Annotated in this window: 19 protein-coding genes and 1 pseudogene; 5 read left to right on the top strand and 15 right to left on the bottom strand. The window is 69.5% G+C overall.

What is annotated here, in order from left to right:
• Positions 1-29: 29 nt before the first annotated feature.
• From HMPREF9336_RS13400 to HMPREF9336_RS18030, 5 genes and pseudogenes are all read right to left on the bottom strand, one after another.
• Positions 30-1,652, bottom strand: coding sequence for a vWA domain-containing protein (locus HMPREF9336_RS13400; RefSeq protein ID WP_244431671.1), 1,623 nt, complete (start codon positions 1,650-1,652; stop codon positions 30-32).
• 2 nt (positions 1,653-1,654) lie between these two features.
• Entirely contained in the window at positions 1,655-2,545 is an 891-nt protein-coding gene (locus HMPREF9336_RS13395; RefSeq protein ID WP_007467875.1) for an AAA family ATPase, read from the bottom strand.
• Positions 2,542-3,834, bottom strand: coding sequence for a glutamate-5-semialdehyde dehydrogenase (locus tag HMPREF9336_RS13390; protein WP_007467874.1), 1,293 nt, complete (start codon positions 3,832-3,834; stop codon positions 2,542-2,544). Before HMPREF9336_RS13390 ends, HMPREF9336_RS13395 begins: the two co-directional genes overlap by 4 nt.
• Positions 3,835-3,891: 57 nt before the next feature.
• Positions 3,892-4,212 carry a DUF2218 domain-containing protein gene (locus HMPREF9336_RS13385; protein ID WP_007467872.1) on the bottom strand — a complete coding sequence of 107 codons (321 nt, stop codon included), beginning with the start codon at positions 4,210-4,212 and terminating at the stop codon, positions 3,892-3,894.
• Positions 4,213-4,298: 86 nt separating this feature from the next.
• Positions 4,299-5,158: pseudogene (locus HMPREF9336_RS18030) on the bottom strand (metal-dependent hydrolase).
• Positions 5,159-5,316: 158 nt separating this feature from the next.
• On the opposite strand from HMPREF9336_RS18030, the gene HMPREF9336_RS13375 reads away from it, so the two are divergent.
• Positions 5,317-5,946: a TetR/AcrR family transcriptional regulator gene (locus HMPREF9336_RS13375; protein WP_007467868.1), complete on the top strand. Its 630-nt coding sequence runs from the start codon at positions 5,317-5,319 to the stop codon at positions 5,944-5,946.
• On the opposite strand, the gene HMPREF9336_RS13370 is transcribed toward HMPREF9336_RS13375, so the two are convergent.
• Positions 5,892-6,434 (bottom strand): hypothetical protein, encoded by a 543-nt coding sequence (locus tag HMPREF9336_RS13370; RefSeq protein WP_007467866.1) that lies wholly within the window; start codon positions 6,432-6,434, stop codon positions 5,892-5,894. The genes HMPREF9336_RS13375 and HMPREF9336_RS13370 overlap by 55 nt on opposite strands.
• 176 nt (positions 6,435-6,610) lie before the next feature.
• On the opposite strand from HMPREF9336_RS13370, the gene HMPREF9336_RS17610 reads away from it, so the two are divergent.
• The 3 genes from HMPREF9336_RS17610 (at position 6,611) to HMPREF9336_RS13355 (ending at position 9,358) form a co-directional block, all read left to right on the top strand.
• Positions 6,611-7,276 carry a TetR/AcrR family transcriptional regulator gene (locus tag HMPREF9336_RS17610; RefSeq protein WP_021030683.1) on the top strand — a complete coding sequence of 222 codons (666 nt, stop codon included), beginning with the start codon at positions 6,611-6,613 and terminating at the stop codon, positions 7,274-7,276.
• Positions 7,273-9,030 (top strand): MDR family MFS transporter, encoded by a 1,758-nt coding sequence (locus HMPREF9336_RS13360; RefSeq protein WP_007467861.1) that lies wholly within the window; start codon positions 7,273-7,275, stop codon positions 9,028-9,030. Before HMPREF9336_RS17610 ends, HMPREF9336_RS13360 begins: the two co-directional genes overlap by 4 nt.
• A 121-nt stretch (positions 9,031-9,151) precedes the next feature.
• Positions 9,152-9,358 carry a cold-shock protein gene (locus tag HMPREF9336_RS13355; protein ID WP_007467859.1) on the top strand — a complete coding sequence of 69 codons (207 nt, stop codon included), beginning with the start codon at positions 9,152-9,154 and terminating at the stop codon, positions 9,356-9,358.
• A 318-nt stretch (positions 9,359-9,676) separates the two neighbouring features.
• Here HMPREF9336_RS13355 and HMPREF9336_RS13350 read toward each other — a convergent pair whose 3' ends face one another.
• Genes HMPREF9336_RS13350 through HMPREF9336_RS13325 form a run of 6 tightly spaced genes read right to left on the bottom strand, consistent with a single transcriptional unit; the run spans position 9,677 to position 16,638 of the window.
• Positions 9,677-10,396, bottom strand: coding sequence for an HNH endonuclease family protein (locus HMPREF9336_RS13350; protein ID WP_021030682.1), 720 nt, complete (start codon positions 10,394-10,396; stop codon positions 9,677-9,679).
• Positions 10,390-12,672, bottom strand: coding sequence for an ATP-dependent DNA helicase RecG (locus tag HMPREF9336_RS13345; protein WP_007467855.1), 2,283 nt, complete (start codon positions 12,670-12,672; stop codon positions 10,390-10,392). The genes HMPREF9336_RS13350 and HMPREF9336_RS13345 overlap by 7 nt, the downstream gene beginning before the upstream one ends.
• Positions 12,669-14,360: a DAK2 domain-containing protein gene (locus HMPREF9336_RS13340; protein ID WP_021030681.1), complete on the bottom strand. Its 1,692-nt coding sequence runs from the start codon at positions 14,358-14,360 to the stop codon at positions 12,669-12,671. The genes HMPREF9336_RS13345 and HMPREF9336_RS13340 overlap by 4 nt, the downstream gene beginning before the upstream one ends.
• The gene (locus HMPREF9336_RS13335) at positions 14,348-15,022 is read right to left on the bottom strand and encodes a uracil-DNA glycosylase (protein ID WP_007467851.1); all 675 of its coding nucleotides are present in this window, start codon (positions 15,020-15,022) and stop codon (positions 14,348-14,350) included. The genes HMPREF9336_RS13340 and HMPREF9336_RS13335 overlap by 13 nt, the downstream gene beginning before the upstream one ends.
• The gene (locus tag HMPREF9336_RS13330) at positions 15,019-15,540 is read right to left on the bottom strand and encodes a gamma carbonic anhydrase family protein (RefSeq protein ID WP_007467849.1); all 522 of its coding nucleotides are present in this window, start codon (positions 15,538-15,540) and stop codon (positions 15,019-15,021) included. Before HMPREF9336_RS13330 ends, HMPREF9336_RS13335 begins: the two co-directional genes overlap by 4 nt.
• 48 nt (positions 15,541-15,588) lie before the next feature.
• Entirely contained in the window at positions 15,589-16,638 is a 1,050-nt protein-coding gene (locus HMPREF9336_RS13325) for a thiamine-phosphate kinase (protein ID WP_007467847.1), read from the bottom strand.
• A gap of 49 nt (positions 16,639-16,687) precedes the next feature.
• On the opposite strand from HMPREF9336_RS13325, the gene HMPREF9336_RS13320 reads away from it, so the two are divergent.
• Positions 16,688-17,224, top strand: a complete 537-nt coding sequence (locus tag HMPREF9336_RS13320; protein ID WP_021030680.1) for a DUF3515 domain-containing protein — start codon at positions 16,688-16,690, stop codon at positions 17,222-17,224.
• Positions 17,225-17,263: 39 nt separating this feature from the next.
• On the opposite strand, the gene HMPREF9336_RS13315 is transcribed toward HMPREF9336_RS13320, so the two are convergent.
• From HMPREF9336_RS13315 to HMPREF9336_RS13305, 3 genes are all read right to left on the bottom strand, one after another.
• The gene (locus HMPREF9336_RS13315) at positions 17,264-17,929 is read right to left on the bottom strand and encodes a VOC family protein (protein ID WP_021030679.1); all 666 of its coding nucleotides are present in this window, start codon (positions 17,927-17,929) and stop codon (positions 17,264-17,266) included.
• Positions 17,930-18,018: 89 nt separating this feature from the next.
• Positions 18,019-19,095 (bottom strand): D-alanine--D-alanine ligase family protein, encoded by a 1,077-nt coding sequence (locus tag HMPREF9336_RS13310; protein ID WP_007467841.1) that lies wholly within the window; start codon positions 19,093-19,095, stop codon positions 18,019-18,021.
• The gene (locus tag HMPREF9336_RS13305; RefSeq protein ID WP_007467839.1) at positions 19,092-20,105 is read right to left on the bottom strand and encodes an NAD(P)H-dependent glycerol-3-phosphate dehydrogenase; all 1,014 of its coding nucleotides are present in this window, start codon (positions 20,103-20,105) and stop codon (positions 19,092-19,094) included. The genes HMPREF9336_RS13310 and HMPREF9336_RS13305 overlap by 4 nt, the downstream gene beginning before the upstream one ends.
• Positions 20,106-20,127: the final 22 nt, after the last annotated feature.

Here is a 20,127-nt window from a genome sequence, read left to right as displayed (position 1 = left end):
AGCCGCTCCACCACACGAGAAAACCCGGCTCACTTGTTGGCGAGCAGCAGCTTTCCGATGAACTCCGCAAGCTGGCGTCCATTGCGGCACTCGTGCATCGGCATGACGCTCTGGTACCGGTCGGCGGCGGAGTCGCCGCTCCCCCAGCCCTGTTCCGACTCCGGGTTCAGCCAGTGCGCATGCTTCACTTTGCCCGTGATCTCGCGCAACGCGTCCAGATTCGGGTCGAGGTAGTTCGTCCGCCCGTCGCCGAGGATGAGCAGCGAGGTGTTGCGGGTGAGCGCGTCTTCGAACCGCTCGACGAAGAGGCCGAACGCCTTGCCGTAGTCCGAATGCCCCATCGGCCCGGACACGTCCGCCTCGGTGAGCGCGCGCTTGATCATCTCGGCGAGGTCGGCGGATTCCACGAACAAGTGCGTGATCTCGTCCATCCGGTCCACGAAGGCGAAAGCGCGCACCCGGGAGAACCGCTCGCGCAAGGCGTGGACCAGGAGCAGGGTGAACTGGCTGAACGCGGCGACCGAACCGGAGACGTCGCAGAGGACCACCAGGTCCGGACGTTTGGGCCGGGGCTTTTTCTGCACGAGCTTCACCGGCACCCCCGCCGTGGCGTGCGCGCGGTGCAGGGTCTTGCGCAAGTCGATACGCTGCCCGGCTCCAGCCCGCCTCGGCTGGGAGAGCCGGTTCGCGAGCAGCCGCGCGAGGGTGACGATCTCCCGGCGCATCATCATGAGCTCGGCGTTCGTGGCCTGCTGGACGTTGAGGATGGAAAGCGGCGGGCGGACGGAGTATTCCGCGACCCGCTGGCGGCCCTGGATCTGCGCGACTCTGCGGCTGGTCTCCTGCCGGATCTCGTCTTCGAGCCGGGCCACCCGCTGGCGGGCGTCCGCCTGGGCGATGCGCAGCCCGCTCTCGTCGGGGTCCGGGGATCCGGCGAGCAGGCCGTGGACGAGGCGTTCGACCAGACCGTCGAGCTGGAGGCGGCGGGTGGCCTGGTATGCCGAAAAGGAATCGCCCCGCGAGGACTGGTAGCGCCCCAAGCGGTCCACGATCGAGGCCACCATGCGCTCCAGCCGCCGACGGGCCTGGGGCGAGTCGTCCGCCATGAGCTCGGCGAGCATGTCGTTCAGCGCTTCCTGGTCGAGTTCCCCCGCCGCGTCCAACGGGAGTTCGGCCTCCTCTTCCGCCGCTTCGCCCTGGCCCGCCCGTTCGGGGAACCACAGCTCGAAGAGCGCGTCGAAGATCCGTCGGTGCTCCGGGCGCCGCAGGAGCGTGGCCGCGAGCGCCTCGCGCAACTGCCCTCGGTCCAAAAGATCGATCACGGACATGGCCTGGCCCGCGTCGATGACCTGGGAGGGGCTCACCCCGACCTCCGCGTCCCGAAGCGCCTCGACCAGGCTCATCATCCGCTCGCTGACCCCGTCCAGCGGCGAAGGCCGAGGCGGCTCCGGCGGCTGCTCCTTGGACGGCCGCTCGCTCTGCCGCTCGGCCGCGGAGAGCTTTTCGAGCTGGCGCTCCGCGGCCTTGCGCAGCGCGGGGATCTTGGGGAGCCGAAAGCGCGGGCCCCATGGAAAACCTTGGTCTTTGCCCGCGACATCGCCGAGAAGGCGGAAACCGCCGAAGTTTCCCATGGGGGGCAAGCGCGGGGACATGGCTACAGCTTCAGCTCTTGCCGGGCGAGGTCGTGGTCGCCTCGGTGCTTGAGCACCGCGCCGAGGGTCTGCTCGATCGTCTTGTCGGACAGCTTGGAGCCATCGCCCTGCCCCAACGCGATGAGGGTCCGCGCCCAGTCGATGCTCTCGGCCACCGACGGCGGCTTCTTCAGGCTCAGCCCGCGCAGCACGCCGACCACGCGGATCAGCTGCTCGGCCATCGCGGGGCGCAGCTGCGGCACCCGCTCGGCCAGGATCTCCCGCTCCAGGTGCGGGTCGGGGAAGTCGATGTGCAAAAAGAGGCAGCGGCGCTTGAGCGCTTCGGAAAGCTCCCGGCTCGCGTTCGAGGTCAGCAGGGTGAAGGGACGGCGGACCGATTCGATCTGGCCGAGCTCCGGGATCGTGATGGCGAAGTCGGAGAGCACTTCGAGGAGCAGCCCCTCGACCTCGACGTCCGCCTTGTCGATCTCGTCGATGAGCAGCGCCGTCGGCCCGGTCTGGCGGATCGCGGTCAGCAGCGGGCGCTCCAAGAGGAACTCCTCGGTGAAGATGTCGCTCTTGGTCTCGGACCATCCCTGCTCTTTGCCGGTCTGCACCCGCAGGATCTGCATGGCGTAGTTCCACTCGTAGAGCACTCTGGACTCGTCCACGCCCTCGTAGCACTGCAGCCGCACGAACCGCGCCGCCGCCGCCTGCGCGACGGCTTTCGCAAGCTCGGTCTTGCCGACTCCCGCAGGGCCCTCCACCAAGAGCGGCTTGCCGAGCTGGTCGGCGAGGAAGACGGCAGTGGCGACCGCGTCGCTCGCAAGGTACCCGGTCTTCTTGAGCCGCTCGCGCACATCGGCGACACTCGTGAAAAACGGCTGGATCTTCACATCAGGAGAAACCGTCATACGCCCCGGACCTGCCCATCGCCCCAGACCACCCATTTCGTGCTGGTGAGCGCCGAAAGCCCCATCGGGCCCCTGGCGTGCAGCTTCTGAGTGGAGATGCCGATCTCCGCGCCGAGCCCGAACTGCTCGCCGTCGGTGAACGCGGTGGAGGCGTTGACCAGGACCGCCGCCGCGTCCACCCTGGCGGTGAACTCGCGCGCGACGGCGAGGTCGTTCGTGACGATCGCCTCGGTGTGGCCGGTGCCCCATTGCTCGATGTGGGCGACCGCGCCGTCCACCCCGTCCACCACCGCGAAAGCGATGTCGAGGGACAGGTACTCCTGCGCCCAGTCCGCCTCGGTCGCGGGGACCAGGCCAAGGCCGGGGAACGCCCCGGCGTCGCCGTGCACCGTCACCCCCGCGTCCTGCAGCGCGGCGAGGATCTTCGGAGCCGCCACATCGGCGACCGCCCGGTCCACCAGCACGGTCTCGACCGTGTTGCAGACGCTCGGGCGGCGGGTTTTGGCGTTGACCAGGATCGTGATCGCCTGGTCGAAGTCGGCCCCTGCGTGGACGAAGATGTGGCAGTTGCCCACGCCGGTCTCGATGGCGGGCACGGTGGCCTGGGAGACCACGGCGTTGATGAGCCCCGCCCCGCCGCGCGGGATGATCACGTCCACCAGGCCGCGCGCCTGGGCGAGGGCGACGACGCTCGCGTGGCTGGCGCTCGGCAAGAGCTGCGCCGCGTCCTCGGGCAGGCCTCGTTCGGCCAGGGCCTCGCGCACCAGGCCCACAAGGACCTCGTTCGAGCGGGCCGCCGAGGCGGAGCCGCGCAGCAGCACCGCGTTGCCGGATTTGAAGGCGAGCCCGAACCCGTCCACTGTGACGTTCGGGCGGGCCTCGTAGACGATGCCGACGACGCCGAGCGGCACCCGTTCCTGGCGCAGTTGCAGGCCGTTGGGCAGCGTCCGCCCGTCCACCACTTCGCCCACCGGGTCCGGGAGGGCCGCGACTTGGCGCAGCCCCGAGGCGACGCCCTCGATCCGGGCCGGGGTCAGCCGCAGCCGGTCCTTGAGGCTCTCGGCCATGCCGGTGGCCGTGCCCGCCTCCTCGTCCAAAGCGTTGGCCGCGAGGATGTCCTCCGCCCTTGCGGCAATCTTGTCCGCTGCGGCGAGGAGCGTCTCGTTCTTCTGCGCGGTGGACAGGAGCGCGAGCCGGCGCGATGCGGCTTTGGCGCGGCGGGCGAGCTCGCGCACTTCGTGGGCCACGGCCTCGTCAGAGGCGGCGACGGTGGGATGAACGACAGTCACTCTTCAACGGTAACACTTTGTTATGACGTTTCTGATAACCGCTTCCGCGCTCCGCGGTCACCGGGACGCGCTGTCGCGCTCCCACGCCACGCTGAGTTCGTCGCGCTCGCCGAACCGGACGAGATGGCCGCCGACGACGTCCTCCAGTCTGACCAGCTCCTCGTCGCTCTCGGCGGCGACGCGCAGCCGCAGCGCCTCCCCTTCGGCTGCGACGGTCGCCCGCCCGTTGGCGAGGTCGATCCACCCCGCGCCCGTCTCGGCGTCCCATTCGCCGCCATGGCGGCGGCCAAGGTGCCCGACCAGCTGTTTGCCGTACCGATGCGGCCGGTCCGTGCTGACCACGGCGAGCGAAGCCACTGGGTACACATGTTCTGCCATGGCGTCCTCTTTTCTCTGAAGAGGTCCTCGAGCCTGCCTCGGCAGAAGCTCGGCCCTCGACACAGGATACCTCCGACGAGAACGGCTCAGCGGAGGTTGTCCGCCAACGCGCCGTCGCTGCCGAACAGCTCCGCCCCCAACGCTTGAGAAGTTCGGCGTTGTCCCGCTCGTCCGGGTGGAACCCCTGCCGAACGTAGGACTTGATCCGCGCGATCACGTCCGGGCCGAAGAACGGGGACGCGCGCAGGTTGGCGATGCTGGCCGACAGCCTGCGCGGGTTGTACGCGGACCGGTCCGAGGCCAGGCTCAGCGCGGTGCGCACGAAGGTGCCGCCGATGAACCCGATGGTCACGAACCGCATGGCGCGCACCCGCGTGCGCTCGTCGACCCCGACCGCGCGCATCACGTCGAACGCCACCGAGCGATGCTCGGACTCCTCGTAGGCGTGCCACAGCAGCATGCCCCGGACCTCGGAGCGGCCGAGCATCTCTTGGGCGCGGGGCTCGGTCAGGATCGTCTCCGCGAGCACCGCCGTGTAGTGCTCCAGGGCGGCGGTGACGGCCAGGCAGAACTCCGCCGAGAACACCTTCTCGTACAGCCGCGTCGCCCGCCGGGTCAAGCGGTCGACGCTGCGCGTCGGGTAGCCCATTTCCTGCAAGCGGTCGTTGAGCTCCCGATGCTCGCGCCCGTGCGTGACCTCTTGGCCGATGAAGCCGCGCACCCGCTGCGTGAGCACGGGGTCGTCGATCCGGTCGGCGAAGCGGCGGACGGAGCGGATGAAGAACTCCTCCCCCTCTGGGAACACCGCCGAAAGCCCCGCGACCAAATGGCTCATCACCAGGTCGCCTTGCACGTAGTGGCGGTCGAGCGAACCAGCGGGATAGCGGAACGCGATCCGCCTGGTCGTGATCCGTCCCGCCCCTGGTGCTCCGTCGACCGGTTCCATCGCCTGACCTCTCGTTGCGCCATTCCCACGACCTGGTGGTACTTGAAAGTACCACCAGGTTTCGGTGATGTCAACCACAGAATCAGGGGCAATGATGGATCGGTCATTCCACCATCGTGCTAGCGTTGACGCTCCCGAGGCCGCGAGGAGGCCAGAACATGTCCGCCGAGCCGCAGCTCAACGCCCGCCGCGAGGTGCCCGTCCGCCAACGGCTGCTGGACGCTCTCGAACAATCCGTCGTCGAACGCGGGCTCCTGAACACCACCGTCGCCGACATCGTCCGCCGAGCCGCGACCTCCCGGCGCACCTTCTACGAGCATTTCGAGAGCAAAGAGGCGTGCTACCTCGAATTCCTGCGCGTCGCGCACGAACGCCTCGGCGAGCGGGTCGCCCGCGCGGTCGACCCGTCCGCGCACCCCGTCGAGCAAATGCGCCAGGGCGTGCGCGCCTGGATGGCCGCCATCGAGGAGCACGGAGCCATCTACGTCAGCGCGGTCCGCGAGCTGCCCGGCCTCGGCCAACGCTGCCGCCAGCTCCAACGGCGGAACAACGAGGTCATGATCGGGATCCTCCAAGCCCTGACCGACAACCCGCAGCTGCGCGCCCTTGGGGGCGCGCCGGTGCGGCGGGAGACCGCGCTCGTTCTTCTCGGCGGCCTCCGCGAACTCGCCATCACGATCATCGAGGACGGAGGCAGCGTCGCGGACGCGGAGCCCGCCATCTTCGACGCGGTCTACGCGCTCTTCGGCCCAAGGGCGGTCTTGCCCGACGAGGCCTCTCGGACATAGCGGTTCGCCGATGGCAGGAACGTCAGCACCAGCGCCGCGACAGCCGTGAGGACCGCGAAGCCCGTCGCCCAGAGGTCGACCTTGCCCGCCACGTCCTCCACGGTCAACCGCCAGTGGCGGAAGTACCACACCGGGTTGATCGAGCGCAGGCTTAACACCCACACCATGTCGAAGCCGCGCGACGAGATGACGACGAAGGGGCCGAAGACATTCCAGAGAAAGCTCAGAACGGTGAGCGCGCCGCTCGCCGCGAGCACGCCCCTCGCCCACCGCCCGCCGAAGGCGAATTTCACAGCGGCGGCGACGGTCGCCGCGCCCATCGCGAAAAAAATTGCGGCGACAACGGCCAACACCCCGATCCGATACCCGATGGGCACGCCGAACACCACGATCAGCGGGGTCACCACCATATGGCCCGCCAGGCCAGCGCACGTCGCAGCCAGCACTGCGACGAAATGCCAGAACACGAGGCCCGCCCAGGCAGACACCGCGAAGCCGACCGACACAGGCCGCTTCGGCCTCGCTTGGGACAGACAGACAGAAGGCTGCAGTCCCGGACTGTTACCCACATCTCACAGTAACACCGCGCGGGCCGAGGCTGAACGCCGCTCCGGCCCGAGTAATTCCATTTGACGTAAATTTACATTGACTGTACTTTTCTCGTGTGACAGCCTCACCGCCCCGGAACCTCGGCCTGCGCGAGCGCAAGCGGGCCGCGTGCGCCGCCCAGATCCACGAGGCCGCCGTGCGCCTCGTGGTCGAGCACGGCTACGAGGCGGTCACCGTCGCGCAGATCGCCGAGGCCGCGGAAGTCTCCGCGAAGACCGTCTTCAACTACTGGGGCTCGAAAGACGGCGCCATCTTGGGGATCGAGGAAGACGGACCGGATCCGGCCTGGGTCGAGTCCTACCTCGCGCCGGAGAACACGGACCCGTTCGTCCCGATCATCGACTTGCTCGCGAGCCGGTCCGGCACGCTCAGCAAAGAGCACTCCCGCCGTCGGGCGCAGGCGTTCCTCGACCATCCCCGCCTGACCGGGCAACGCCTCGCCTACGTGCAGAAGCTCACCGAAGACCTCGCGGCGCTCTGCGCGCGGAAACTGCGCCAGCTCCGCCCCGAGGAGCCCGACGAAGCCCTCATCCCGGAGGCGAGGCTGATCGCCACCATCGCGCTGACCGTCACCCGGCACGCCTGGCAGGAGTTCACGGACTCCGACGCGCCCACGCCGTTCCACGACCATCTCGCCCGCAGCGTCGCGCTGCATAAAAAGCTTTGCGCCGACTTCGTCGACGGCGCACACTCGTACAAAACATCCGGAGGGAACCCATGAGCCGCGCCACCCGCCCCCCGCTCGCCGGGCCGACAACGACCAGCCTCGGCCCGGTCCTTGCCGCAGTGCTCGCCACGATGCTGCTCGCGGCGCTGGACCAGATGATCTTCTCCACCGCGCAGCCCACCATCGTCGGCGAACTGCACGGCGTGGACCATCAAATGTGGATCGCGACGGCGTACATGCTGGCTTCCACCGTCATGATGCCGATCTACGGCAAATTCTCCGACGTCCTCGGGCGCAAACCCCTCTACCTCTGGGCGATGGGCGCCTTCCTCGCGGGCTCGGTGATCGGCGGCCTCGCCGACACCATGGGGCAGCTGATCGCGGGCCGGGCCGTGCAGGGAATCGGCGGCGGCGGGCTCATGATCCTCTCCCAGGCCATCATCGCCGACGTGGTCCCGCCCCGCCAGCGCGGCAAGTACATGGGGATGATGGGCGGGATCTTCGGCCTCGCCTCGGTGCTCGGCCCCCTGCTCGGCGGATGGTTCACCGAAGGCCCCGGCTGGCGTTGGGCGTTCTGGATGAACCTGCCGCTCGGAGCCTTCGCCATCGCGGCGACGCTGCTCTTCCTGCAACTGCCCGCGAGCCGTCCGGCGAAGATCGGCGCGGACGTCGCGGGCATGCTCGCCATGGCGGCTTCGGTCTCCTGCCTCGTCCTGGCCACCTCGCTCGGCGGGCAGCCCGACCACCCCTGGGGCTCGGCGGCCGTCGTCGGGCTCTTCGCCGCGGCCGCAGCCCTTGCCGTGGTCTTCGTCCTCGTGGAGCTGCGCGCGGAGAACCCGATCATCCCCATGCGCGTCTTCGCCGTGCCCAACGTCCGCCTCGCCGTCTCGGGCGGCCTCATCGTCGGCGTCGCGATGTTCGGCTCCTCCGCCTATTTGCCCACGTACCTGCAAATGGTCACCGGGCTGTCCACCACCAAGTCCGGGCTGCTGATGATCCCGATGATGCTCGGGATGGTCGCCGCGTCCTCGGCAGGCGGGGCGTTCACCACCAGGACCGGCCGCTACAAGATCCTGCCGGCCCTGGGAACCCCGGTGATCGCCCTCGGCCTGTGCCTCTCGTCCACGATGAAGGTCGACACCTCCAACGCCGCCATCGCCGGATACCAGTTCCTGCTCGGCGCGGGCATCGGCATGTGCATGCAGACCCTCGTGCTCATCGTGCAGAACTCCCTGCCGCAGGACGAGGTCGGCACCGCGACGGCGACGCACAACTTCTTCCGGCAGATCGGCATGTCCCTCGGAGCCTCGCTCGTCGGCGGGGTCTTCGTCGGCAGGCTCCACGACCAGATGGGCCGAAAACTGGGCCCGCTGCCCCCGCGCGAGCGCGCCGCGCTCGGCGGCGAGGAACAGTTGCGGCCCGAGCTCGTCAATCAGCTCAAGGCCGCGCACCCGGCGCTGCACGACGCGGTGGTCCACGCGTTCAACTCGGCGATGACCCCGGTCTTCGCCTACCTCGTCCCGCTCGTGGCCGTCGCGTTCGTCGCGGTGCTCTTCGTGCGGGAAGTCCCCTTGCGCACCACGCTCGACGCCCCGGAGGACGCCCTCGCGGCCGAGCTTCCCGCGACCGCCGTCAAGGACAGCTTTCGGCAGCATTGCGTGACCCGGCTGCAGCTGCGACGGCCCGCTCAGGCCGCCGCGCAGAGCCCTGCCCTGCCTTGCTGCGGCGCGGACGCTGTGAAAAACTGTGAAAAACAGGGCGGAATCTCGAAGATGTGCTACTCTGAAGGCGGTTTAAATTCTTTGTGACTCGCTCGCGAGATTTTTTAGCGCGGCGAGCGGCCTCTATCGTTCAGATTTTGAGTACCCCTCCCTGCGGCCCGGAGCCGAAACACGGTTCTGACTCTGCAATCGCAAAGGGAAACAAATAATGCCCCAAGGCACTGTCAAATGGTTCAACGAGGAAAAGGGCTTCGGCTTCATCACCCCTGACGACGGCGGCAAGGACCTGTTCGTCCACTTCTCCGCGATCACCGGCAGCACGGGATTCCGCACGCTGCAGGAGAACCAGCGCGTGCAGTTCGAAGTTCAGGCAAGCGACCGGGGGCCCCAGGCCGCCTCTGTGTCCGTGATCTAACCACAGACCTTCTCGGCAGGGCGGCGATCCGCCGCCCTGCCGACCCCCCATCGACAACGACGAAGGGAAACAAACATCCAAGCCCCCTCGCTTTTCTCATCCGCGCCGGAGCCTCCCGAGGCGTTCGACGGCCCGGCTCCCACAGCTTCCATACTTTTCATCTCGCCGAGCGAGGCCGGGGAGCCCGCTCCTGTCGCCTCGCCTGGCCGCCCCCCTGTCGCCTCGCCTGGCCGCCGTCGGCGCACGTCCGGGCGATAGCCCTCCCGGCCAGAAGGCCGAGCTATTCCGCCGATCCGCGAGGCCTGCCCGCCCCTGCCGCTACCCTGCCGGGCACTCCTGCACGGTCTTGGCGATGACTTTCGCGGACCGCGCGTCGACCGCGAGGTCGTACGCCTTCGCGACGGCGGCGAATTGCCGCGCGTACGGGCAGCGGAAAGCCTCTTCCTTCGGCATCCACAGCCCCGGCGGCTGATCGCCTTTGTCCTCGTTCGCGTCCCCGTCCACCGCGACGAGGTTCGCCGGGTCGTTGGCGAACCTGCGACGAACCTCGGGGGCCCAATTGCGGGCCCCCATGTCCCAGGCGTAGGCCAACGGCACGATGTGGTCGATCTGGACTTTGGCGCTGGTGTCCTTGCCCCGCTGGAAATGCACCCATCGCCCGGTGTACGGGTCGTGCAGATCGCCGCTCGCCACGGCTTGCGGGCAGCGCCGGATCGCAACGTACTGCTTATGCGTCAAATCCCGGTCCAGCACGTCGTTGCGGGTGTCGCAGCCGTTGCGCCCCAACGGAGCGTCCGTGTCGTCGGTCCACGCCTCGCCGAACTCGCTCCGCCGGTAGTCCCGCGCCCTCGGACGGGTCTCCACCACCCGCAAGCCGAGCTGCTGCCCCGCCTGGGCCGCGCTCGGCCCGCCGAAGCCGAACGCCTCCTCGATCCGCTCCCAATGCAGTTGGACCGCCACCGCCACGGCCAGCGCCGCGAACACCGCCGCGTATCGCGTCGGCTTGTGCCGCGCGGACTTCGTCGCGCCCCTCACCATTTCTCCAAGTACCCGGCTTCCGCCTCGGTCAGGACCGAGTCGAGCGTCTCCGCCAGCAACGCCTCCCCCTGCGCGCCTTCGGCCAACGCGTCGGCCACTTCCCTGGCGTCGGCGATGATCTCCTCGTCCCTGGTCACCGACAGCAGCCGCAGCGAACGGGACCGGCCGGACTGCGCCACGCCGATCACGTCGCCCTCGCCCCGGATCTTCAAATCCAACTCCGCGAGCTCGAACCCGTCCATGCACGAAGCCACGCTCTGCAGCCGGTCGAGCGATGCTCCGCCGGCCCGTGTGACGAAGATGCACAGCCCAGGATGCCCGCCCCGGCCGACCCGGCCTCGCAGCTGGTGCAACTGGCTGATGCCGAACCGGTCCGCGTCGAGGATCACCATCATCGTGGAGTTCGGCACGTCCACGCCCACTTCGATCACCGTGGTCGACACGAGCACCTGTGTCTCGCCGGATGCGAAGGAGGCCATGGCCTTGTCTTTCTCCGCCGGAGGAAGACCGCCGTGCATGAGCCCGAGCCGCAAACCCGCGAGCGGGCCAGAGGAAAGCTCCTCGAACACGTCCACCACCGCCCTCGGGGGCGGCGGGCCCTTCTGCTCCGGCGCGGGCTTGGGCTTTGCCTTTGCGGGCTTTTTCTCCTCTTCCTTCTCTTTGTCTTGGATCCGCGCGCACACCACGTACGCCTGCCTGCCCTCGGCGGCCTCTTCGCGCATCCGCTCCCAGACGCGGCGCACCCAGTCCGGCTTGCGCTTCTCGTCCACCACCGACGAGCTGATCCCGGCCCGGTTCTTCGGCAAATGTTTGATCGTGGAGACTTCGAGCTCGCCGAACACGGTCATCGCGACCGTCCTGGGGATCGGGGTGGCCGTCATCACCAGCAGGTGCGGCAGCCGCCCGTCCACGCCCCTGCCGCGCAGCGCGTCGCGCTGGTCCACGCCGAAACGGTGCTGCTCGTCCACCACCAGAAGGCCGAGGTCGGCGAACATGACTTTCTCGGAGAGCAGCGCGTGCGTGCCCACCACGATGCTCGCCTCCCCGCTGACCACCTGCGCGAGGGCGGCCTTGCGCGCCGCCGCGCCCATCGACCCGGTGAGCAGCACGATCTTCAGCCCGTCCGGATCGCCGTCCAGCTCCCCGCCCCGGCCGAGCGGCCCGAGGAGCTTGCGCAGCGTCGCGTGGTGCTGCGCCGCCAAGACCTCCGTCGGGGCGAGCATCGCGCACTGGGCTCCCGCGTCCACCACGCGGAGCATCGCGAGCAGGCTCACCACCGTCTTGCCGGAGCCCACCTCGCCGTGCACCAGCCGGCTCATCGGCTTCGAGGTGGCGAGGTCCGCGTCGATCTCGTCCCGCGCCGCCCGCTGGTCCTCGGTGAGCTGGAACGGCAGCCTCGCCTCGAACTTCGCGACTTTCCCGTCCGCGAGCGGCTGGCACGCGAGCGCTTTGGCCTTCGCGAGCGCCGCCCGCCGTTTCGCGAACGCGAGCTGCACCGCGAGCGCCTCGTCGAAGCGCAGCCGGTCCTTCGCCCGGTTCACCTGGTCCTGCGACTCGGGCGTGTGCACCGCCCGCAGCGATTCCTCAAGGCCTAAAAACCCTCGTTCGGCGCGCATCGCCTCGGTCAGCGGGTCGGGCACCGGGGCGAGCTGGTCCAGCACCGCCTCGACGTACCTGCGCACGTCCCAGCTGGACACGTTTTTGCTCGCCGGGTACACCGCCATGAGCTCGGACCGCCATTCGGAGGGGTCCAGCTGCAGCGACGGGTCCACGCTGCGGGCGTAGGCCGCGATCTGGCCGACTCCGGTGATCTTCCCCGCGCCCGGCTCCTGCACGCCCTGCTCCCGCGCGTCGGGGTCCGGCAACAGGATGAAACCGGGGTGCGCGAGCTGGAGCTTGTTCGCGTACATCGAGACTTCGCCGTCGAACATGTACCGCTGGCCCTCTTCCAGCTTCTCCTGCGTCCATTTCTTCGGGTTGAAGAACACCACCTCGTACACGTTGATCCCGTCCGAGACCGACAGCACCATGCGCTTCTTGCTCGGATCGTTCTTGAACCGCATGACCGACTTCTTGCGGACTTCGGCGATGAGCGTCACGTGCTCCCCGACCTGCGCCAGCCGGTTCCCCAGAAGCTGCCCCGGCCGCGCGTAGTCCCTCGGGTAGTGCCGCAGCAGCTCCCCGACCGTGGCGATCTGCAGCTCCTCGGCCAGTTTGGCCGCCTTCGCCGCGCCGATCAGCGGGGCAAGCGGATCCGCGAAGACAAGGCCGCTCATTCGACCCCCACCTGCGCGATCTCGCCTGGCTGGCCGCCGTCGAGGACGACGAGCTCGATCCCCGGATGGCGGCGGCGCATATGCTCGGCCATGTCGTCAGCGACCGACTCGTCCCCCAACTGCCCCAGCAGCACCGTCACCAGCTCGCCGCCCGAGGCGAGCATGAGGTCCACCAGGTCCGCGCACGCGTGCGCGGACTTCTCGGACACCAGCACGACCTCGTCCCCGACCAGGCCGAGGCAGTCCCCCGCCGAGCATTTGCCCGCCCAGGTGAACGCCTCCTCCTCCGCAGTGACCAAGCGGGCCCAACGCGCCCCCGCCGCAGCCGAGGCCATCGTGTACTCGTCGTCCCCCGCAGGCTGATCGGGGTCGTGCACGGCGATCGCCGCGAGCCCCTGCAGCGGGGAGCCGCACGGCAGGAACCGCGCCTCGCGTCCCGCCGCGCGGATCTCGGAAGCGGCGCGGATCAGATCCGGCCCGGCGAGTGCCCCGTTGGGCAGGACGAACACCTCGTCCGCCTCGATCCCCGCGACCGCCTCGGCCAGCCCCTCGGGGGAAGCCCCTGGGCCGACGTCGAGCACATGCGCGCCCGCGTCGCGGAACAAAGCCGCGAGGCCCTCGCCCGCCGCGAGCGCGAGCACCGCTCTGGTCGGCTCCGGCGCGGACACCGGCAAGTTCGTGATCCGCACCGCGACCACACGTCCGGCTTGGATCCCCGCTAAAACGACAGCTCCCGCGTCGAAAGTGTGCGCATGCGCTTTCAGCCGCGTCCCATCGCCCGCGACCACAACCGAGTCGCCGACGTCGGCCAACCTCGAACGCAATCGGGCCGCGTCCTCCGCCGTCGCGCCGAGCAGCTCCAGCTCGACCTCGTGGTACGCAGGGGCGGGTTCGCGTTTGCGCGCGGGGCCTGAGCCTGCCCGTTTGACGGAAACCGGCTCCGCCGGGCCGATGCTCTCCAGCAGCGCGAGCACCTCTGGCCGGACCTGCTCCGGCTCCGGGGCCGTCTCCGCCTCCTCCCACGCCTCGTGCGCTTCCCGCGCGCGCTTCTCCTCTTCCACGGTCTCGGCGAGGGCGTCGAGGACGCAAAGGACCCCGAGCCCGCCCGCGTCCACCACCTTCGCCTCGGCGAGCGTCGGCAGCTGCTCGGGGGTGCGGGCCACGGCCAGCGCGGCGGCTTCGACCACGGCGGCGGCCACCGCCGCAAGCTCCGCGCGCCCCTCGGCCGCCAGTTCCCGCGCCCGGTCCGCCGCGGCCCGCAGCACGGACCACGCCGTGCCCTCGACCGGATCGGCCACCGACTCCCCGATCAGCGCCACCGACAACGCGAGCGCTTCGGCGTAGCCGTCCGCGTCGAACCTCCTGCGGGCGATCGTCTGCGACACCGCCCGCCAGAACTGGCTGAGGATGATCCCGGAATTGCCCCTCGCCCCGTCCAGCACCCCCTGCAACAGGGTCTGCGCGATGTTGGCGGCGGTCCACGGGATATCGGGGAACCTGTACAACGCGTCGAGGCCCGCCCGCATGGTCGCGAGCATGTTCCTCCCGGTGTCGTGGTCGGCCACCGGGAAAACGTTCACCGCGTCGATCTGTGGCTGCGCCTGGGCGAGCCGTTCGGTCGCGATCCGGGCCCAATGGTCGATCAGGCCCGATTCCCTGTACTCGTCCCAAGGATTCAGAGCGCCCAATCCACCGGCTCCCCGCCCTGCTCCACCAGGTGTTGGTTCGCCCGGCTGAACGGGCGGGAGCCGAAGAAGCCCCGGTGCGCCGACAGCGGCGACGGATGCACGGACTCGATCACAGGCACGCCGGGCAGGAACGGCTTGGCCGTGGCCGCGTCCCGGCCCCAGAGGATCGCGACGAGCGGGGCCTCGCGCGCCCCGAGCGCGCGGATCGCCTGCTCGGTGACGGCCTCCCAGCCTTTGCCCCGGTGCGAGGCGGGCTCGCCGGGGCGCACCGTGAGCACCCTGTTGAGCATGAGCACCCCGTGCTCCGCCCACGGGATGAGGGAGCCGTGCTTCGGACGGGGCAGGCCAAGGTCCGTCGTGAGCTCCTGAAAGATGTTCTGCAAGCTCTTCGGCAGCGGGGAGACGTGCTCGTCCACCGCGAACGAGAGCCCGATGGCGTGCCCCGGCGTCGGGTACGGGTCTTGGCCGACGATGAGCACTTTCACTTTGTCGAAGGGGTAGGTGAAGGCGCGCAGCACGTTCTTGCCCTCCGGCAGGTAGGACCGTCCCGCCTCCAGCTCCGCGCGCAAAAAATCGCCCATCGCCCGGATCTGGCCCTCGACCGGGGCCAACGCCTTCGCCCAGCCCGGATCGACCAGCTCGGACAGCGGACGGGCGCTCACGAGAGCCTCCGCAAGCCGTCGCGGTGCTGCTGGGAGTAGTACAAGTACGCCGCGACGTTGAGCTGGATGTGGTTCTCGGGGACCTGGTAGCCCTCGCGGATCTTCGCCGGGACGCCGAGGGCGAGCGAACGCGCGGGAACCGTCGTCCCCGGCGAGACCACCGCGCCAGCCCCGACCGCCGAGCCCTCCTCGATCACCGAGCCGTTGAGGACCACCGACCCCGAGGCGATCAGCACGTTGCGGCCGATGACCGCGCCTTCGATATGGGCGTTGTGCCCGACCACGCAGTCCTCGCCGATGATCGTGTCGTGAATGGCCGTGCAATGCACGATGGTGCCGTCCTGCACGCTGGTGCGGGCTCCGACGACGATCTTCCCCGCGTCCCCGCGCAGCACCGCCGTCGGCCACACCGAAGAGCCCGCCTCCAGCACGACATTCCCGATGACCACCGCTTCTGGGTGCACGAACGCTTCAGGATGGATGTCGGGAACAAGGTCGCCGAGAGCGTACACAGTCATACGAGGCACAGTACCGAACCCGGCTGACAGGCACTGCCCGCTGTCGCGCTAGAACGACCGCCAGCCGGTGTGCTCGGCGGCTTCCCCGGTCGACAAGCGCACCCATTCCGGCCCCTTCGGCCCGGAGGTCTCCTCCAGCGGGACTGTCCGGCCGATCGGAGTCCACCACTGCGGCACTGCCTCCTCGCTGGGGAAAACCGCCGCGAGCGCGTGGTCTTCGCCGCCGGAGAGCAGCCATCTCGTCGCCGAGGCCCCCAACCGCTCCGCCGCGATGGCGAGCTGCCATGGGCTGTGCAGCGCGTCGACCTGCACCACGATCCCGACTTTGGAAGCCTCGGCCACGTGCCGCAGATCGGCGACCAAACCGTCCGAGACGTCGATCATCGCGGTCGCGCCCGCACGGGCCGCAACGGAGCCTTCCATAAGCGGCGGCCGGGGCGACTGATGGCGTTCGACCAGCTCGATGAGCGCGCCGATGTCCTGCGCCCGCGCGCCGGGCTCGGCCAGTTGCGCTTCGAGGGCTTCGACCGTGAGCCCGGCCTCGATCAGCGCTTGGCCTGCGGCGGAGCAGCCGAGTTCGCCCGCGACCGCGACCACCTGTCCGGGGGCGGCCCCGCCCCTGGTGACCGGGGTCAGCCCGTCCATCGCGCCGAGGACGGTCCCGCTGACCACGATGTGGTCGGCCTCCACCAAGTCGCCGCCGGAAAGCGCGGTCCCCAAGTCGCGGGCTCCTTCCCAGAGGCCTTCGTACAGCTCCTCCACGAAACTCGCGGCCGTGCCTTTCGGACAGGCGAGGCCGATGAGGAACCCGACCGGCCGCGCGCCCATCGCGGCGACGTCGGCGGCGTTCTGCGCGATGACTTTGCGCCCGATCATCCGGGGCGGCGACCAGTCGAGCCGGAAATGCCTCCCCTCGACGAGCATGTCGGTGGAAGCCACGAGCCGTTCCCCGCCGAGCGCGAACACCGCCGCGTCGTCCCCCGGCCCGAGCAGCGTCGACCCTGGTTGCGGACGGCCGTACGCGATCTTCGCGATGAGTTCGAACTCGCCGATGTCGGCGACTGTCAGCTGCGGCGTTGCGGGAGAGAGTTCAGTCATGAGTTGCGGTGCTCCATCGGGGTGCACCCAGACTGTACCCTGGCTCGATATGAGGCTGAATGCTCGCACCCGGTTGGTGATCGTCGCGGTGCTCCCGTTTGTCTTGTTGGCCGTGGTGCTGCTCCTGGCGAAACGCGTGCAGCGTGTCGAACGGGACGACATCGTGCGGCTGGCCGACGTTCCCGCCCCGCAAGCGGGCTCGCCCGACTGCGCGAAACTCCTCGGCGGCCTGCCCGATCGCCTCGGCCCGTTCTCGCGGGCGAAGCTCGCCGATCCCGCCCCGGCGGGCGCGGCGGCGTGGCGGAGCCAGAAGGGCGAGCTGGTGGAGCTGCGTTGCGGAGTCCCCCGCCCGGACGAGCTGCGGCCCGACTCCGCGTTCCAAGAGGTGTCCGCCGTGAAGTGGCTGCGTGTCGGCGAAGGGACCGGCCACGCCGAGCAGACGTGGGTGGCGGTGGACCGCCCGGTGTACGTCCGGCTCGGCTACGACCCCGGCGTGGGCACGACGGCCCCGGTGCAAGCGGTCTCCGATGCGATCTCGAAGACGCTGCCCGCCACAAGCCCGGACTACGCGGGCGGTAAGCACTAACCCACAGACCGCCGCGCGAGCTGGCGCGGCCCGCGTCTCTCAACGCGGCCGGACGAGGTAGTGCTCGCCGATCTCCAGCGCGGCGGGCACGTCCGCGGTGACCACAATCGGCGCGGCGGGCGGCGAAACCCGTTGTTCAGGGCGCCAGGTGGCTTCGGCGGGCACCAGGATGAACAAACCGTCGTGATCGCCCACCGGGCCGAATCTCGGACTCGGCTCGCCGAACGGCAGGAGTCCGAGTCCGTCGCGCATGAGCGCCTGAGCCTGCAGCACGTCGGAGACCCCGAAGCCGACTTCGCTGAGATACCGGATATCGCCGGCCCCGAAGGGGTGGTCGATCCGGTTGTCGAGGACGTTGCGCTCGATGAGTTCGAGCACCGCGTCGTCGGGCCCGGCGAAGTAAATGCTGCGCGCCTGCCAGTTGGGCGGGCAGTCGAACTCGTCGTGCCATTGGCCGTCGGTTTGCAGGGCCACCCGCTGCGACAGCCAGCGCTTGGCCTGAGCCAGGCTTCCTGCGGGAATGGTGAAGGCGATGTGGTGCGCGCCCTGATACGCGGAGCCGGGGACCATCGTCAAGGTGCTGTCCCCGATGTGGACCGTCGCCTTGTCCCGGTCGAGCTTCACCGGCAACCCCAGCGTTTCGGAGTAGAAGCGCGCGGCTCCGGGCACATCGGTGGCGGTGATCTGGACATCGTGCATCTTCATGCCCACGAGCCTAAAACTTCAAGTCTCCTCGAGGTCAAGAACCGGCTGAGCTGGGATATGCCGCCACGCCTCGGCCCAGCAGAGGGCGGTCAGCGCAGGCCGACGCCCCGCGCGAACGCCGTCTCGATGAGCGTGTCCAGCAGCTTCGAGTAGTCCAGCCCGGTCTGCTCCCACATCTTCGGATACAGCGAGGAGGTGGTGAACCCTGGCAGAGTGTTGAGCTCGTTGATGATCGGTCCGCCGTCCTCGGCGATGAAGAAGTCCACCCGGGCGAGCCCGGAGCAGTCCATCGTCTCGAACGCCCGCACCGCCAACGCCCGGATCTCGCTCGCAAGCGGCTCGGACACGTCTGCGGGCACTTGCAGCCGCGCGATGTTGTTCAAGTATTTCGTCTCGAAGTCGTACGCGTCGGGGACGACGATCTCGCCGAGCACGCTCGCCTCCACGCGCCCGTCCGGGAACTCCAGCACCGCGCATTCGACCTCGCGACCGGCGATCCCGGTCTCCACGAGCACTTTCGGGTCGTATTTCCGCGCCACGGCGACCGCCTCGGGCAGATCCTCCCAGCGCTCGACCTTCACCACGCCGAGCGAGGAGCCGCCTCGGGCGGGTTTCACGAACAACGGCAGGCCGAGCCGGTCGCGCAGCGCCGCCTCGTCCACGTCCTCGCCTGGGGCGAGCGCCTCGTACGGGCCGACCGGCAAGCCGCCGCCCCGGAGCAGCACCTTCATCTGCGTCTTGTCCATGCAGGCCGCGCTCGCGAACACGCCGCAACCGACGTAGGGGAGGTTCGCGAACTCCAAGAGGCCCTGCAGGGTGCCGTCCTCGCCGAACGGGCCGTGCAGCACTGGGAACACGACGTCCGCCGTGGCCACCAACGCGCCGTCCGAGACCTGGCGCAGCTCCCCCGAGCCGGTGCGCCCGACGGCGAGCGCCACCCTCGGAGCCGAGGCGTCCACTTGCGGCAAGCCGCCGAGTTTGTCCCCGAGCACCTCGGGCGGCCGTCGGTCCAGAACCCAGTCGCCCTCCTTGGTGATCCCCACCGGGACCGCCTCGTAGCGGCTGGAGTCCAGCTGCGCCAGGATCGAAGCGGCGGACAGGCAGGAGATCTCGTGCTCGCTGCTGACTCCGCCGAAGACAACGAGCACTGTGGTTTTCCGGGTCATTCCGCGCCGATCTTCCTGCCCATGAGGCTCTCGACCGCCTCGCTCACCGCCGCGCCCTGGTGGCACACCTGGTACACCGCCTCGGTGATGGGCATCTCCACCCCGTGGTCGGCGGCAAGCTCGCGCACCGCGCCGCAGCAGGCGTAGCCTTCGACCACGCCGTGCGGCCCGTTCGCCGCAGCCACCGCGCCTTCGCCCAGTCCGAGGCGCACCCCGAACGCGCGATTGCGGGACAACGGCGACGTGCATGTGGCGACGAGGTCACCCACCCCGGCGAGGCCGGAGAAGGTCGCGGCTTTCGCGCCCATCGCGACGCCGAGCCTGGCGATCTCCGCCAAACCCCTGGTGATCAGGACCGCGAGGGTGTTCTGCCCGTACCCGACCCCGGACGCGATGCCGCAGGCGAGGGCGATGACGTTCTTGACCACGCCCGCGAGTTCGACGCCCACCACGTCGTCGTTCGTGTAGACCCGGAAGTTCGAGGCCGCGCAGAGCCGCTGCAGGGCGAGGGCCGCTCGCTCGTCCGAGCAGGCGATCACCGCGCCGGACGGCTGGCCCGCCGCCACCTCCAACGCGAGGTTCGGGCCGGAAAGCACCGCCACCTCGCCGTGCGGCTTGCCCAGCACGTCCTCGACCACTTCGGTCATGCGCAGCTTCGTGCCCCGCTCGAGCCCTTTGGAGAGCGAGAGCAAGAGGGCTCCTGGTTTGATCGCGCCGCCCCATGCCTCCAGGTTCGCGCGCAGGCTCTGCGCCGGGGTCGCGAGCAGCACCGTGCGCGCCTCGGCCACCGCCGCGGCCGGGTCCGCCGTGACGACGACCGAGTCAGGAAGCCGCCAGCCTGGCAAGTATTCCGCGTTCTCCCGGTCCCGGTTGATCGCCTCGGCCAGCTCTTCGCGCCGGGACCACAGCACCACCTTGTGCCCGAGCCCGGCGATCACCTTGGCCATCGCGGTGCCCCAGGAACCTGCGCCCATGACCGCGACCTCCGCCGTCACCGCCTCGTACGTCATGCGCTCAGACTAATCCCGCCAG

Source organism: Segniliparus rugosus ATCC BAA-974 (assembly GCF_000185725.2).
In the GTDB taxonomy this organism is placed as follows: domain Bacteria; phylum Actinomycetota; class Actinomycetes; order Mycobacteriales; family Mycobacteriaceae; genus Segniliparus; species Segniliparus rugosus.
Note: the sequence above shows the minus strand (reverse complement) of the source record. Positions and strands in the feature narration are given on the sequence as shown.